This window comes from Agromyces protaetiae (assembly GCF_004135405.1).
Classification (GTDB): Bacteria; Actinomycetota; Actinomycetes; order Actinomycetales; family Microbacteriaceae; genus Agromyces; species Agromyces protaetiae.
The window spans coordinates 1,667,221-1,681,965 of the sequence record NZ_CP035491.1 but is presented as its reverse complement, the minus strand read 5'-3'; the positions used below and the strand labels follow the sequence as shown (position 1 = coordinate 1,681,965).

Sequence of the window (14,745 nt, the reverse complement as noted above, 5' to 3'; positions counted from 1 at the left end):
ACTCTACGGCGTTGCGCTCCTGCCCCGACGTCGAGCGGAATCGCGGTGCAGGTCGCGACCCGCGCGGTGCTCGTACCACGCACGTCGGAGCGGAATGTCGTGCTGGACGCGCTGCAGCGCGAACCACGGGATGTCGGGGAAGTATCGCACGTCGAGGTGCGCGGGGAACCTCCGCCCGCCGCGGTCGCGCACCTCGGGGTCGCCGTCGAGCTCCACAGGCCGGTCCTCGGAATCCACGACCGCGAGGCGCATCCCCGCGATCGCCAGCACCCGCTCGAGCTCCTCGATCGTGAGACGACGTCGCCCGGCCTCCACTCGCGCCACCTGCGAGCGGTCGAGGCCAAGCCTCGCCGCGAGCTCGCGCTGACTCAGATCGGCTCGACGCCGCACGGATCGGAGGAGGAAAGCGGGATCGGCCAGCCATCCGCAGCCGCGGCCCGGCGCGTCGTCGTTCGGCTTCATAGTGAGAGCAAGTCTCGCGGCGCCCACCGACATCGGCGCGCGAGACGGGGCCGACTCACCCGCAGGGGCGCCTCCCCTCCCGGACGCTTGCAAATTGCTGCTGTTTCGTCAGCAATTTGCAAGCGTCCGGGCCCGATACGCGAAGACCCACACCCCGTCACTCGAAGCGAGCCGCGAACCGGCTCCCTCCGTCAGGCGGCGGGCTCGACCGCGTGCGGCGTGCCGCCCGTGATGCGGACGAGCTCGTCGAACGTCGTGGGGAACACGGTCTTCGCGTGCCCGGCCGCGGCCCACACCTCGGGGTAGGTCGAGAGGTGGGTGTCGACGATCGTGCGAACCGGTGCGGGGTGCCCGACCGGGGCGACGCCGCCGATGACCTGACCGGTCGCAGTCTTCACGTCGTCTTTCGACGCCCGGCGGATGTCTCCCCCGAGCTGTGCGCCGAGCCACTCCGTGTCGACGCGGTGGGCGCCGCTCGTGAGCACGAGGATGGGCTCGTCGTCGATGAGGAACACGAGCGAGTTCGCGATCTGGCCGACCTCGACGCCGAGCGCGTCGGCGGCGAGCTGGGCGGTCGTCACGGCGTCCTCGAACCAGGTGATGCGCGGCTCGACGCCCTGCGCTGCGAGGGCCTCGGAGACTCGGTCGACGGCGGGATGGGTGGGGGCGGTCATCCTTCGATCGTAGGCGTCCGCGATCGTCCGCGTCCGCGTCACCCGGGTGCCGTAGGGTTCGCTGCGTGAGCGACCCTTCACCGGCCTCCGGGCCCGCCCTCGACCGTCGCCTGCACCTCGGCGGCGCGGTCGCGATCGGCCTCGCGTCGATGATCGGCGCGGGCGTGTTCGCCGTGTGGGCGCCGGCCGCGGCAGCGGCGGGCGGGCTGCTCCTCGTCGGGCTTCTCGTCGCGGCGTTCGTCGCGTTCGCCAACGCGGGCTCGACCGCGCAGCTCGCGGCCCGATACCCCGAGTCGGGCGGCGCCTACCGGTACGGCCGCGAGCGGCTCGGCGCCTGGTCCGGGTTCTTCGCCGGCTGGGGGTTCGTCGTGGGCAAGACCGCGAGCTGCGCGGCCATGGCGATGACGGCTGCGGCGTACCTCGCCCCCGCCGAGTGGATGCGACCGGTCGCGGTCGCGGCGGTCGTCGCGGTCGCCGCGATCGACCTCGCGGGCGTCACGCGCACGGCGCGAGCCGCAACGGCCATCGTCGCGATCGTGCTCGCGGTGCTCGCGATCGTCTTCGCGGCCGGGGTCGTCGCGTCGGTCGTCTCGCCGGTCGCGATTCCGGATGCCCCGGCGCCCGGCCCCGAGGCATCCGGCGCGTTCTTCTCCCGGCCCGGAACGCTCGGCGCCTACGGCGTCCTGCAGTCGGCGGGTCTGCTGTTCTTCGCGTTCGCGGGGTACGCGCGCGTCGCGACGCTCGGCGAAGAGGTCGTCGAGCCCGCGCGCACGATCCCGCGGGCGATCGCGATCTCGTTCGGCATCGCCCTCGCGGTGTACGCCGCGCTCGCGGTCGTCCTCCTCGCAGGGCTCGGCGCGGAGCGCCTCGCGGCATCCGACGCCCCGCTCGCCGACCTCGTCGCGACCGCGGGATGGGGCTGGGCCGCACCCGTCGTGCAGGTCGCCGCGGGGCTCGCGTCGCTCGGCGCGCTCCTCGCCCTCCTCGCAGGCATCGGCCGCACGTCGCTCGCCATGGGCCGCGACCGCGAGCTGCCCGCCGCGCTCGCGCGCATCTCGTCGCGCACGCATGTGCCGCACGTCGCCGTGATCGTCGTGTCGGTCGCGGTCGTCGCGCTCGTCGTCGTCGCCGACCTCCGGGGCGCGATCGGCTTCTCGAGCTTCGGCGTGCTCGTCTACTATTTCGTCGCGAACTCCGCCGCCCTGACCCAGCCGCGTGCGGAACGGCGCATCCCGCGCTGGCTCTCGGCGGTCGGGGCGATCGGATGCCTCGTGCTCGTCGCCGCGCTCCCGTGGCCGTCGGTCGTGGCGGGGCTCGCGGTCTTCGCCGTCGGGGCGCTCGTGCGCGCGGTCGCGCTCGCCCGCCGCCGTAGGCTTTCGGCATGACGATCGACGCCGCCGCCCGAATCATCCCGCTCGCCGGAATCCCGGCCCCGCAGGTCGACGAGACCGCCTTCGTCGCGGCGGGCGCGATCGTCGTCGGCAACGTGACCCTCGAGGCCGGATCGAGCGTCTGGTACAACGCGGTGCTCCGCGCCGAAGCCGAGCCCATCGTGCTCGGTGAGCATGCGAACCTCCAAGACACCGTCGTGTGCCACGTCGACGCGGGCTACCCGCTCACGGTCGGCGCGGGCGTCTCCGTCGGGCACGGCGCCGTGCTCCACGGCTGCACCATCGAGCGCGACTCGCTCATCGGCATGTCGGCGACCGTGCTGAACGGCGCCGTCATCGGCGAAGGCTCGCTCGTCGCGGCCGGCGCCGTCGTGCTCGAGGGCACGATCGTGCCCCCCGGATCACTCGTCGCGGGCGTGCCCGCGAAGGTGCGCCGCGAGCTCACTGCTTCCGAACGCGCGGCCCTGCAGCACAATGCGCAGGCCTACCTCGCGCACGTCGTCGAGCACACGACACCCGTCGAGTAGCCGCGGCGAACGCGATGCGCACTCAGGCGGCGATCGCGGAAGCCTCACCCCGCAACCGCCTGCGCGCCTTGCGCGCCGCGCGGAGCGCCGCCCGAGACGGCACGGCGACGAGCACCGACACCGTGCCGAGGAGCGACCGGTCGTGCGCGCCGAGCATGCGGCGCCGCTCGAACGCGCGGCGCAGCGCTCCGCCCGCGAGGTTGTGGTGGCGCGGCAGCGCCGGCAGCGGAGTCGCATCGCGTGAAGCGACGAGCGCTTCGAGCCCGGCGAGCCAGTCGTCGGCGCCCCGCTCGTGGAAGTAGTTGTCGGCGAGCCAGTCGGCGTCGGGCACGCGCCAGTCCCCTGCCGCGAGCGCCTCGGCGTCGCCGAAGAGCCCAGACCCCTCGAACACGAGGTTCAACTGCGGCGCACCGACGCCGAACTCGTCGAGGAGCAGCGCCGGAACCCCCGCAGCGATCGCCTCGAGCACGGCCGTCGAGCTCACCGTGACGAGCGCCTCGGCCTGTGCGAGGTGCTCGGCCATGGGCCCGTCGGCGACGACGAGGTTCGCGGGCATCGTCGCGCCGAGCTCACGCGTCACCGCGGGATCGGCGATGAGGTCGGCGAGGTCGAACTGCTCGTCGTGGGTCTGCGCCTCGCCCTTGCGGGCTCGCACCTTGACGACGAAACGCTTCCGCGGCTGCCGACGGGCGGCGGCGGCGAGCATGCCGACGAGCGCTACGCGCTCCTCGCGCGTCGCGGGCACCTTCGCCTGCACGGCGAAGACGACGTCGGATGCCTCGGGGTCGCGCGCTTCCCCGCCCGCGCCGTCGACGACCGCGCTCCCAGCCGCCCGCGCCGCGAGGAACGGCAACGTCGCGAGCCCGAACGCAGGCGCCGCCGGAAGGTCTTCGGCGAGCGCCGCGAACTCGCGCACCTCGCGACGGCTGTGGAGCACCACGAGGTCGGTCTGCTCGCGGTACACGACGGCCTTCGGCACCGCCGGGATCGTGAGGCCCGGGAACCCCGACACGAGCACGGGCCGGTCCGGCAGCACCTGCAGCATGGGCGCGATGACGCGCACGAGCGGCCCGCGGAGCGCGAGCAGCACGGCGTCGGGGCGCAGGTCGCCGACGAGCGGCGCGAGCTCGTCGAGGTGCGCGCTGCGCGGGACATCCGTCTGCCACCTCGTTCCCGCGAGCGCGACCCGCAACTGCCGATCGCTCGGCAGCACGGTCGAGCCGACGACGACGAGGTCGGCCTCCCACGACGGCGGGAGGGTCGACGCGAGCGCCGCGCCCCACTTCGTGTACGAGTCGGAGTCGGAGACGACGAGGAGCCTGCGCTGCACGCTCACTGCACGAGCACCCGCCGCAGCTTCGCCTTGGGGGCGAGCTCGCCCGGGAAGACGCGCTTGACGCCGTCGCCCATCGCCTGCTCGAGGATGCGGATGTCGCGCACGAGGTGCTCGAGCCCCTGAGGCTCGAGCGAGGCCGAATGGTCGCTGCCCCACATCGTGCGGTCGAGCGTGATGTGGCGCTCGACGGCGACGGCGCCGAGGGCGACGGCCGCGATCGAGATCTGGAGCCCCCGCTCGTGCCCCGAGTAGCCGATCGGCACGCCCTCGTAACGCCCCCGGAGGGTGTCGATCGTGCGGAGGTTCGCCTCTTCGGGCGGCATGGGGTAGCTCGACGTGGCGTGCATGATGACGAGGTCGCCCGCCCCCGCGCGGCGGAGCGTCACGACGGCTTCGTCGATCTCGGCGAGCGTCGACATGCCCGTCGAGAGGATGACCGGGCGCCCCGTCGCCGCGATGCGGCGGAGGAGCGGCAGGTCGGTCACCGATGCCGACGCGACCTTGTACGCGACGACGTCGAGCTCGTCGAGGAAGTCGACCGACGGCTCGTCCCAGGGCGACGCGAACCAGTCGAGCCCGGCGAGGTCGGCGTGGCGAGCGACCTCGAGGTACTCGTCGCGGCCGAACTCGACGCGATGCCGGTATTCGAGGTAGCTCATCGTGCCCCACGGCGTCTCGCGCGGGACATCCTTCATGTGCTCGGGCGTCGCGAGCTCGGGCGTGCGCTTCTGAAACTTGACCGCCTGCGCGCCCGCCGCGGCCGCGACGTCGATGAGCCGCTTCGCGAGCTCGACGTCGCCGTTGTGGTTGAGGCCGATCTCGGCGATGACGTACACGGGCAGGCCGTCGCCGATCTCGTGGCGTCCGATGCGAACGGGCATGGTCAGGCTCCTTCAGCGGTGGGGGTCGAGGGGTGACGGCCGGGCGCGGCGTCTCGGGCTGCGCTCGCACGTGCGCCTTCACGCATTCCCTCGCGTGCCGCGAGCACGGCGTCGGCGAGTTCGCGCACGGCGCCCGCGCCGCCGCGGCGGTCGAGGACGACGCGAGCGACGCGACGCACCTCGGGGATCGCGTCGGCGACCGCGACGGGCCAGCCGACGAGCGCGAGGGCGGGCAGGTCGCCGAGGTCGTTGCCGAGGTAGGCGACGCGGTCGAGCGGGATGCCCCGTGCCGCGGCCCATTCGGCGAGCGCGGCGCCCTTGTCGCCGACGCCCTGGAGCACCTCGACGCCGAGCTTCGCGGCCCGCGCGGACACGACGGGGTGCTGCTCGGCCGACAGGATGAGCACAGGGATGCCGGCGCCCCGGAGGCGTGCGACGCCGTGCCCGTCGGCGCGGCTGACGCGCACGAACTCGACGCCGGCTTCGCCGACGATCGCGGTGTCGTCGGTGTGGACGCCGTCGAAGTCGGTCACGACGGCGTCGACGTCGATCGTGTGCGCGGGCGCGTCGACGAGGTTCGCGAGGGCCTGCGCGACGACGAGGTCCGCGGCCGTGTCGATCTCGATGCCGTGCAGTTCGGGCACGGGCTGCATCGCCACCCGGCCGAAGAAGCGGTGGCCGGCCGTGCGGAAGCCCGCCGTGCGCATCGCGTAGAACGCGCCCGTCTCGCGGAACTCGGGCACCCGGTCCTGCCGGCGCGGGCGGGTCGAGGCGTCGTGGTTGACGCCTGCGGCGCTGGCGCCGAACCCGTGCTCGTCGCTGCCCGCCGTCGCCCGCCACAGGAATGCGTGGCTCGGCACCGCCGAGAAGACGCTGTCGGCGGCGCCTGTCGCGACTTGCGCGACCGCGCGGTCGAGGTCGGACGGGTCGATGAACGGCGACGTCGCCTGGATGAAGAGCACGACGGATGCCTCGGGCGCACCCTCTGCGCGAAGTGCGTCGAGTGCGTGCAGCAGCGCCGACTCGCTCGACGCCTCGTCGCCCGCGAGTTCCGCGGGCCGCTCGACCACGTGCGCGCCCGCTGCGCGGGCGACCCGCGCGATCTCGTCGTCGTCGGTCGTGACGACGACCGCACCGACGGTGGCGGCGGCTTTCGCCGCCGCGACCGCTCTCCCCACGAGCGGCACCCCGCCGATGCGCATGACGTTCTTGCCGGGCAGCCCCTTCGACCCTCCACGGGCGGGGATGATCGCCACGGCGACCCCTCGCACCTCCGGCTCGACACTCGTCATGCGCTGGACGCTACGACCCGGCACTGAATCCCGTGTGAAGTGGAGGTGAACTCGGGACGTTCGGCACATGGCGGGGTGGGCGCGTCTCGAGCGCGGATGTCCCGTGCGAACCACGTTCGCACGGGACATCCGTCCGCTTCGACGCGCGAGCCGCTCAGCTCGCGAGCGCGCCGACCGAGACGTCGCCGCGGAAGCGGCCCTCGGGGTCGATCGCCGCGCGGATCCGCTCGACGCGCGCCCGCACCTCGGCGGGGTAGTTGCGCTGCGGGCGGTCGCGGTCGGCCGCGAAGGTCGGAACGGTGTACTCCGTGACCCACTCGGCGAAGGCGGCACGGGCTGCGGTGAACGCGACCGCGGCGTCCTCTGCGGAGCGCTTCTTGCCGAGCACGACCCCGCCGAACCACGCGAAGTCGGCGTCGAAGTGTCCGACCGCGCCGGCATCCGCGGGCCGCTGCCCGAGCGCCCCGCCGAGCTGTCGCAGCTCGGCCATGAGGAACGGCGCTGTGTCGGCCGTGACGACGTCGAGGAACGCGTCGACGATCGCCCGGCTGCGAGCCGCGCCGCGACCCTCGGCCGCTCCGAGGAGTGCCGTGTCGGTGCGGTGGGCGAGGCCGCCGAAGTCGGGGTCCATGTGGGTGATGGCGACCTCGGCGATGTCGGTCGCACGCCACGAGTCGAAGACGGGCTCGGCGACGCGGCGGAGCGTCGCGAGGAGAGTCTTCGCCGACTGCGTCGCCGTGCGGCCGTCGCGGTCGATCGCGGTGCCGTCGATGACGAGGAGCGGGCGGCGCGTGACCTTGAACGGGAAGCCCGGGATGGGCGGGAGGGTCATGACGCGGAGCGACGTCGTGATGTTGCCCGGGGCGTCCGCCGTCCATTCGGCCCACGCCGCGGCGACCTCGCGCGCGTCGGACATCTCCCACATCGCGGTGCCCGTGACGACCTCCCCGGGTCGAACGCGCGGACGGTCACGGCCGTGATGACGCCGAACCCGCCGCCTCCGCCGCGGACCGCGTAGAACAGGTCGGGCTCGACCTCGCGACTCGCGGTCACGACCTGCCCGTCGGCGGTCACGAGCTCGACCGACTCGAGATGGTTCGCGGCGACGCCCGTCGTGCGGCCGTAGGCCGAGAGTCCGCCGCGCGAGATGTAGCCGACGACGCCGACGTGGCCCGACGAGCCGTGCGGCACGGCGAGCCCGTGCGGGGCGGCCGCGGCGACGACGTCGCGCCACTGCGTGCCCGCGGGGATGCGGACGAGCTTGCGCTCGACGTCGACCGTGACGCCGCCGTCGAGGCGGACCTTCACGAGGAGTTCCTGCGACATGTCCGACGAGCTCGCCGACGCGTGCCCCGTCGTGTGCATGCGCACCCCGATGCCCAGCGCGTCCGCCTCGCGGACCGCCGCGGCGACCTCGTCGGCGGTCGTCGCGACGACGGCGCGGGCGGGGCGGAGCTTCTCGGTCGGGTCGAAGGCACGAGTGGCGGCTTTGTGCGCGCGGGTGCCGGGCCGGGCGAGGACGACGCGAGCCGACGTGGCCGCGCCCGCGGCCGCTCGACGACGCGACACCTCGGCACCTGCCTGCACCGCCACGGCGACCACGGCGAACGCGACGCCGACGGCGACGACACCGGCGCCGACCGCGGCGGGCGCGAGCGGCAGGAATGCGAACGGGGCGACGACCGCGACGAGGGCGATGACTGCGACCGACGCGCCGCGACCGCGCAGGTCGGGCTTCGCGGGGAACCCCCATGTCGGCGTCTGCGGCCCCGGGACGGTCTCGGGGGCGACGACCGCGAACAGCGCGGCCGCGAGCACGAGCACGACGACCGAAGGCCACGGTGCGAAGACGCCCGCGGCGGCGCCCGCCGCCACGGAGACGAGCGACAGTGCCGACACGGCGGAACGGGGCATCCGGATGTCTCGAAGCCACGCCGGCGCCGCCATGGCCACCGCGACGACGCCGACGCCCGCGAGGAGTCCGCCGACGGCGACGAATCCGACGAGGCTCGAGACGAGCACTGCTGCGGCGATGAACCCGAGGCCGAGCGCGGTGCCGCGGCGGCGTCCGCTGCGGTCGGAGGAGCGTGTGCCCACGACGAGCGCGACTGCGATGCCGACCCCGAAGAGGCCGAGCGCGACGGCGGGTGCGGCTCCTGCGCCGACCACGCCGGCCGAGGTCGGCGAGACGCCTGCGGCGACGTCGAAGGCGGCTCCGCCGCCGACGGCGACGGCGCCGGCTGCGGCGGCCGCGGTCGCGACGGGAGCGGCGAGTCCGACGGCGACCGAGCGGACGCCCGCGACGACCGGGGTCGCGACGAGTCGGTCGCGCGCAGCGGGGCGGGCGGTTCGGACGGGCCGGGCGTGTCCGGCGGCCGGGGTGAAGCTGGTCATGGCAGTTCGTTCGCTTTCAGATCCGGGAGCCTCGCACGTTGCGAGGATGACTCACGGAAGACGAGCCTCCCGCCGACGAACACCCGAGACACCCGGGTGCTCACCGGATCGCGGTCGGGGACGTCCCCGGATCACGATCGGGGTCAGCCCTGAGCGTTCGTCCACGACGAGTGTCCGCTCCATGCGCCCCGCACACGGGCATCCCCGCGTGTTGTGGACGTTGGCCGTGCGCGCCGCGACACGGCCACCTTGACGATGCGCACCCTTGATCCCGCGGTCATCTCCAGTTCATCCCCCGAACTGGGGACACGTTGGCGCTGGATATCCAACTATCCGGCTGAGCGCTCCCCGATGAGGTCGCCACATCCCCGAACTGCAAGAGGAGCAACGGTGCACTTTTCCGATTCCCTGAACGCGCTCTCTCAGAAGGTTCGCAATCAGCGCGATGCGATCCAGACTGAAGAAGCCACGAAGAACGCGTTCGTCATGCCATTCATCTCAAGCGTCCTCGGTTATGACGTCTTCGATCCGCTCGAAGTCGTCCCCGAGTACACCGCTGATGTCGGCATCAAGCGTGGTGAGAAGATCGACTACGCGATCGTTCGTGACGGTGAAGTCCAGATGCTGATCGAATGCAAGAGCGACACGAACGCGCTGCGCATCGAACACGCTTCGCAGCTGTACCGATACTTCGCCGTTACCAACGCGCGTGTCGCCGTACTGACGAACGGCCAGGTCTACCACTTCTTCACGGATCTCGACGCCCCGAACCGCATGGATGAGAAGCCCTTCCTCGTCCTCGACCTTCTCGACATCGACGAGTCGCTGATCGGCGAACTCAAGAAGCTGACGAAGGAGGCATTCGATCTCGATTCGGTTATCAACGCCGCTGGGGAACTCAAGTACATCGGCCAGATCAAGCGCGCGATTGCGGAAGAGTTCAAGTCACCATCCGATGACTGGACGCGGTTCTTCATCGGTCGGGTCTATGACGGGGCGATCACCCAAAAGGTGCGAGAGCAGTTCTCGCCGTTGATCCGAAAGGCTTCGGCGCAATACCTCAACGACCAGGTGAACGATCGACTCAAGACTGCACTGCGGGGTTCCGGCGAAGGTGAGACGAGCGACGACACTGTCACGAGCCCAGAAGCATCCGACACAGATCTTGACCGGGACACGGAAATCGAGACGACGCTCGAGGAACTCGAGGCGTACCAAATCGTGAAGGCCATCGCATGCAGCGAAGTGAAGCCCTCCCGTGTCTCGCAGCGAGACTCGAAGTCGTACTTGCGATCTTGCTCGACGACAACAACCGCAAACCTATCGCCCGGCTGCACTTCAACTCGCGGAAGCAGAAGTACCTGGGAATCCTCGACGAGTCAAAGGCTGAAACACGGCACCCGATCGATGGGCTGGACGACATCTACAAGTACGCCGACGAGATCAGAGCGTCGGTGGTCCGCTACAAGTAGCCCCGACGACGGATGCCCCGTGCGAATCGCGTTCGCACGGGGCATCCGGTGATCTGAACGAGCGCTCAGCGCAGCTGCAGCTCCGCCGCCTTGACGACGTTCGCGAGCAGCATGGCGCGCGTCATGGGGCCGACGCCGCCGGGGTTCGGCGACAGGAAGCCCGCGACCTCGGCGACTCCGGGGTCGACATCGCCCGTCAGCTTCCCGCGACCGGTCGCCTCGTCGTCGACGCGCGTGATGCCGACGTCGAGCACGGCCGCGCCGGGCTTCACCCAGTCGGCCTTCACGAGGTGCGGTACGCCGACGGCGGCGACGACGATGTCGGCGCGGCGGACTTCGGCGGCGAGGTCGACCGTGCGCGAGTGCGTGAGCGTCACGGTCGCGTCGAGCCCCTTGCGCGTGAACAGCAACCCGAGCGGGCGGCCCACGGTGAGGCCGCGGCCGATGACGGTCACGTGCTTGCCCCGGATCGGCACGTCGTAGCGCTGCAGCATCTCGACGATGCCCGCGGGCGTGCACGGCAGCGGCGACTGCAGTTCGCCCTCGATGCCGAGGACGAGCCGGCCGAGGTTCGTCGGGTGGAGGCCGTCGGCGTCTTTCGACGGGTCGATGGCCTCGAGCGCGGCGTGCTCGTCGAGGCCCTTCGGCAGCGGCAGCTGCACGATGTAGCCGGTCACTTCGGGCGCCGCGTTCAGATCGGCGATCGCCGCCAGCACATCGGCCTGCGACGCGGTCGCGGGCAGGTCGATGCGGATCGACTCGATGCCGACCTCGGCGCAGTCGCGGTGCTTGCCCGCGACGTACGAGCGCGAGCCCGGGTCGTCGCCGACGAGGAGCGTGCCGAGGCCCGGCACGACGCCCTGCGCGCGCAGGCCCTCGATGCGGGAGGCGAGTTCGGACTTGACGGCCGACGCCGTGGCGACGCCGTCGAGCTTCACTGCGGTCATGCGGGCGCCCTTACTGCTGCAGGCCCGGGTACAGCGGGAACGCCGCCGTGAGGGCTTCGACGCGGGCACGGAGGGCCGGGACATCCGCCCCGCCCTTCAACACCTCGGCGATGACGTCCGCGACCTCGGTGAACTCGGCGTCTCCGAAGCCGCGCGTCGCGAGCGCGGGCGTGCCGATCCGCAGGCCCGACGTGACCATCGGCGGACGCGGGTCGAACGGCACCGAGTTGCGGTTGACCGTGATGAGCGCGTCGTGGAGGAGGTCTTCGGCCTGCTGGCCGTCGATCTGCGAGTTGCGGAGGTCGGCGAGCACGAGGTGCACGTCGGTGCCGCCCGTGAGCACGTCGACACCGGCTGCGCGGGTGTCGTCGGCCGTGAGACGCTCGGCGAGGATGCGGGCGCCGGCGAGGGTGCGGACCTGGCGGTCCTTGAACTCCTCGGACGCCGCGATCTTGAACGCCGTGGCCTTCGCCGCGATGACGTGCATGAGCGGGCCGCCCTGCTGGCCCGGGAAAACGTTCGAGTTGAGCTTCTTCGCGAGCTCGAGGTCGCGCGAGAGGATGAAGCCCGAGCGCGGGCCGCCGATCGTCTTGTGCACGGTCGACGACACGACGTCGGCGTAGGGCACGGGCGACGGGTGCAGGCCCGCCGCGACGAGACCGGCGAAGTGCGCCATGTCGACCCACAGCTTCGCGCCGACCTCGTCGGCGATCGCCCGGAACGCCGCGAAGTCGAGGTGGCGGGGGTACGCCGACCAGCCCGCGATGATGACCTGCGGCTTGTGCTCGAGGGCCTTGTCGCGCACGACGTCCATGTCGACGAGGAACGTCTCGGGGTCGACGCCGTACGAGACGGCGTTGTAGAGCTTGCCCGAGAAGTTGAGCTTCATGCCGTGCGTGAGGTGGCCGCCGTGCGCGAGCTCGAGGCCGAGGATCGTGTCGCCCGGGGTCGCGATCGCCGACAGGACGGCCGCGTTCGCGGTCGCGCCCGAGTGCGGCTGGACGTTCGCGTACTCGGCGCCGAAGAGCGACTTCGCGCGCTCGATCGCGAGGTTCTCGGCGATGTCGACGAACTCGCAGCCGCCGTAGTACCGGCGACCCGGGTAGCCCTCGGCGTACTTGTTCGTGAGCACCGAGCCCTGCGACTGCAGCACCGAGACGGGGACGAAGTTCTCGCTCGCGATCATCTCGAGATAGTCGCGCTGACGCCCGAGCTCGAGCTCGAGGACTTCGGCAATCTCGGGATCGACGACGGACAGCGGCTGGTTGAAGACGGATTCGGCCAAGACTGGCTCCTTCAGAAGGGGTTGGACGGACCAAAGAGGTTGCTGCCTCGGCGACTCGCGCAAAGAGGCCCGCGTACCGGCCCAGGCGTGCGGTCGGTCCGTACCAGTCGCTCCCCGATGGTGCCCATCTCAACGCCAGTCGCGACGGTCACGAGCATAGCGGATGCCTCGTGCCGAACCCTGATCGAACGCCCGGGCCGATCCGCCCGCGCGACCCCCGTGCGGGGGTCGCGCGCGCGGGTGTACCGTTCGTAAAGATTCCTCCCTCAGCCCGCGCGCCTGAACCGCGCCGACCAACTGGATGGCCCATGCGACGACGCATCCGCACCGCGACGAGCGCCCTCGTCCTCACGACCGTCCTCGCGACCCTGCTCGCGGGCTGCGCGCCCGGCGACGTCGCGAACGCGGACTCCGTGCCGGGGATCATCCCGCTTCCGGACTCGTACGAACCGCACACCGGTGACGAGCCGTTCAGGCTCACCGAATCGACTCGGATCGTCGTCGAGGGCGACGCCGGGTCGCCCGCGGTCGCAGATGTCGCCGAACTCCTCGCCGCACGGCTCCGCATCGCCACGGGGTACGAGATCCCCGTCTTGCAGGGCGAGCCCGAAACATCCCTTCGACAGGCTCAGGGCACCGCCGACATCGCCCTCGCCCTCGGCGACGGCGGCGACCCTTCGAGCGAGGCGTACGCGCTCGAGGTCGGCGACGACGGCGTGCGGATCACGGCGGATGCCCCGGCCGGGCTCTTCTGGGGCGTGCAATCGCTTCGGCAACTGCTTCCGGCCGAGATCGACGGCGCCGGAGCCGCCCAGCCCGACGGCGGTTGGGTCGCGCCCGCCGTCTCGATCGAGGACTCACCGCGCTTCTCGTATCGCGCCGCCTCGCTCGACGTCGCCCGCCACTTCTTCCCGGTCGACGACGTGAAGCGCTACATCGACGAGATCGCCGCGCTCAAACTCAACGTGCTGCAGCTGCACCTCACCGACGACCAAGGCTGGCGCATCCGGATCGACTCCTGGCCGAAGCTCACCGAGGTCGGCGGGCAGACCTCGGTCGAGCTGAACGGGTCGCGACCCGGGTTCTACACGAAGGACGACTACCGCGAGATCGTCGAGTACGCGGCGGCGCGGTTCGTCACGATCGTGCCCGAGATCGACCTGCCCGGCCACACGAACGCGGCGCTGCACGCCTACCCCGAGCTCACGTGCGACGGGGTCGACCCAGGGTCGTACGCAGGCATTGACGTCGGGTTCTCGTCGCTCTGCGCTGCGCCCGAACGCGCCGAGGTCACCGACCGATTCCTCGCCGACGTGCTCGGCGAACTCGCCGCGATGACCCCCGGGCCGTGGATCCACGTCGGCGGCGACGAAGCGCACAACACCCCGAAGGCCGACTACGTCGACCTCGTGAACCGGATCACCTCGATCGCCGCGGCGACCGGCAAGACCGTCGTCGGCTGGCACGAGATGGGTGCCTCGACGTCGCTGCCCGACGGCATGATCGGCGGCTACTGGGGCTTCACACGGCCCGAGGGCGACTCGGCCGACCTCGCGAAATCGTTCGTCGACCAGGGCGGCAAGCTCCTCATGATGCCCGCCGACGTCGCCTACATGGACATGGTCTACCCCGACCGCCCGCAGAACGCACTCGGCCACAGCCTCGGCCTCGAGTGGGCCCAGGGCGCGACGACGATCGAAGAGGCCTACGGCTGGGAGCCGACCGCGATCGTCCCCGGCGTCGACGAGGACGACATCCTGGGCGTCGTCGCGGCGCTCTGGACCGAGACGATCACCTCGATCGACGACGCCGAGTTCATGGTCTTCCCGCGCGCCGCGGGCATCGCCGAGATCGGCTGGTCGCCCAAGCCCCCGGAGCCGGATCAGACGGCGGTACCGGCGTCGCCGCCGGCCTCAAGGCCGCGTCGGGCGGCGACCGCGACGTGCCCGGCTACCTCGAGCGGCTCGTCAACCTCGGCACGCATTGGGACGCCGCAGACGTCGACTTCTTCCGGGTGCGCGGAGTGGACTGGCGCGAGTAGCGCGTCGCACACCGCACCGACCCGCTCGAACCCGACAGGATAG

12 protein-coding genes, 1 pseudogene and 1 riboswitch are annotated in these 14,745 nt (G+C 71.8%); of the genes and pseudogenes, 4 read left to right on the top strand and 9 right to left on the bottom strand.

Annotated elements, in window-relative coordinates; genetic code table 11:
- Positions 1 to 3 precede the first annotated feature (3 nt).
- Complete coding sequence (locus ET445_RS07875) at positions 4 to 462, bottom strand: helix-turn-helix domain-containing protein (protein ID WP_208008589.1); 459 nt, start codon at positions 460 to 462, stop codon at positions 4 to 6.
- 191 nt (positions 463 to 653) lie between these two features.
- On the bottom strand, positions 654 to 1,136 hold the full coding sequence (locus ET445_RS07870; RefSeq protein WP_129190360.1) for a YbaK/EbsC family protein: 483 nt from the start codon (positions 1,134 to 1,136) through the stop codon (positions 654 to 656).
- A gap of 65 nt (positions 1,137 to 1,201) precedes the next feature.
- Between ET445_RS07870 and ET445_RS07865 the strand changes: the two genes are divergently transcribed.
- Together ET445_RS07865 and ET445_RS07860 are read left to right on the top strand one after the other, a co-directional pair.
- Positions 1,202 to 2,521, top strand: coding sequence for an APC family permease (locus ET445_RS07865; RefSeq protein ID WP_129190358.1), 1,320 nt, complete (start codon positions 1,202 to 1,204; stop codon positions 2,519 to 2,521).
- The gene (locus ET445_RS07860; protein ID WP_129190356.1) at positions 2,518 to 3,054 is read left to right on the top strand and encodes a gamma carbonic anhydrase family protein; all 537 of its coding nucleotides are present in this window, start codon (positions 2,518 to 2,520) and stop codon (positions 3,052 to 3,054) included. Before ET445_RS07865 ends, ET445_RS07860 begins: the two co-directional genes overlap by 4 nt.
- Positions 3,055 to 3,076: 22 nt before the next feature.
- Here ET445_RS07860 and ET445_RS07855 read toward each other — a convergent pair whose 3' ends face one another.
- The 5 genes from ET445_RS07855 to ET445_RS07835 form a co-directional block, all read right to left on the bottom strand.
- A complete protein-coding gene (locus tag ET445_RS07855; RefSeq protein ID WP_165314336.1) occupies positions 3,077 to 4,390 on the bottom strand; it encodes a DUF6716 putative glycosyltransferase in 1,314 nt (437 codons plus the stop codon).
- Positions 4,387 to 5,271 (bottom strand): N-acetylneuraminate synthase family protein, encoded by an 885-nt coding sequence (locus ET445_RS07850; protein WP_129190352.1) that lies wholly within the window; start codon positions 5,269 to 5,271, stop codon positions 4,387 to 4,389. The genes ET445_RS07855 and ET445_RS07850 overlap by 4 nt, the downstream gene beginning before the upstream one ends.
- A 2-nt stretch (positions 5,272 to 5,273) precedes the next feature.
- The gene (locus tag ET445_RS07845) at positions 5,274 to 6,563 is read right to left on the bottom strand and encodes an acylneuraminate cytidylyltransferase (RefSeq protein WP_129190350.1); all 1,290 of its coding nucleotides are present in this window, start codon (positions 6,561 to 6,563) and stop codon (positions 5,274 to 5,276) included.
- 154 nt (positions 6,564 to 6,717) lie between these two features.
- On the bottom strand, positions 6,718 to 7,479 hold the full coding sequence (locus tag ET445_RS07840; protein ID WP_129190348.1) for a hypothetical protein: 762 nt from the start codon (positions 7,477 to 7,479) through the stop codon (positions 6,718 to 6,720).
- Positions 7,392 to 8,957 (bottom strand): FAD-binding oxidoreductase, encoded by a 1,566-nt coding sequence (locus tag ET445_RS07835; protein ID WP_129190346.1) that lies wholly within the window; start codon positions 8,955 to 8,957, stop codon positions 7,392 to 7,394. The genes ET445_RS07840 and ET445_RS07835 overlap by 88 nt, the downstream gene beginning before the upstream one ends.
- Positions 8,958 to 9,347: 390 nt before the next feature.
- On the opposite strand from ET445_RS07835, the pseudogene ET445_RS07830 reads away from it, so the two are divergent.
- Positions 9,348 to 10,429: pseudogene (locus ET445_RS07830) on the top strand (type I restriction enzyme HsdR N-terminal domain-containing protein).
- Positions 10,430 to 10,494: 65 nt separating this feature from the next.
- Here ET445_RS07830 and ET445_RS07825 read toward each other — a convergent pair.
- Both ET445_RS07825 and glyA read right to left on the bottom strand, forming a co-directional pair.
- On the bottom strand, positions 10,495 to 11,376 hold the full coding sequence (locus tag ET445_RS07825; RefSeq protein WP_129190344.1) for a bifunctional methylenetetrahydrofolate dehydrogenase/methenyltetrahydrofolate cyclohydrolase: 882 nt from the start codon (positions 11,374 to 11,376) through the stop codon (positions 10,495 to 10,497).
- 10 nt (positions 11,377 to 11,386) lie between these two features.
- Positions 11,387 to 12,661: a serine hydroxymethyltransferase gene (gene glyA, locus ET445_RS07820; protein WP_129190342.1), complete on the bottom strand. Its 1,275-nt coding sequence runs from the start codon at positions 12,659 to 12,661 to the stop codon at positions 11,387 to 11,389.
- A gap of 72 nt (positions 12,662 to 12,733) precedes the next feature.
- A riboswitch (ZMP/ZTP riboswitch) is annotated at positions 12,734 to 12,814 on the bottom strand.
- A gap of 155 nt (positions 12,815 to 12,969) precedes the next feature.
- On the opposite strand from glyA, the gene ET445_RS07815 reads away from it, so the two are divergent.
- The gene (locus tag ET445_RS07815; protein ID WP_129190340.1) at positions 12,970 to 14,745 is read left to right on the top strand and encodes a beta-N-acetylhexosaminidase; all 1,776 of its coding nucleotides are present in this window, start codon (positions 12,970 to 12,972) and stop codon (positions 14,743 to 14,745) included.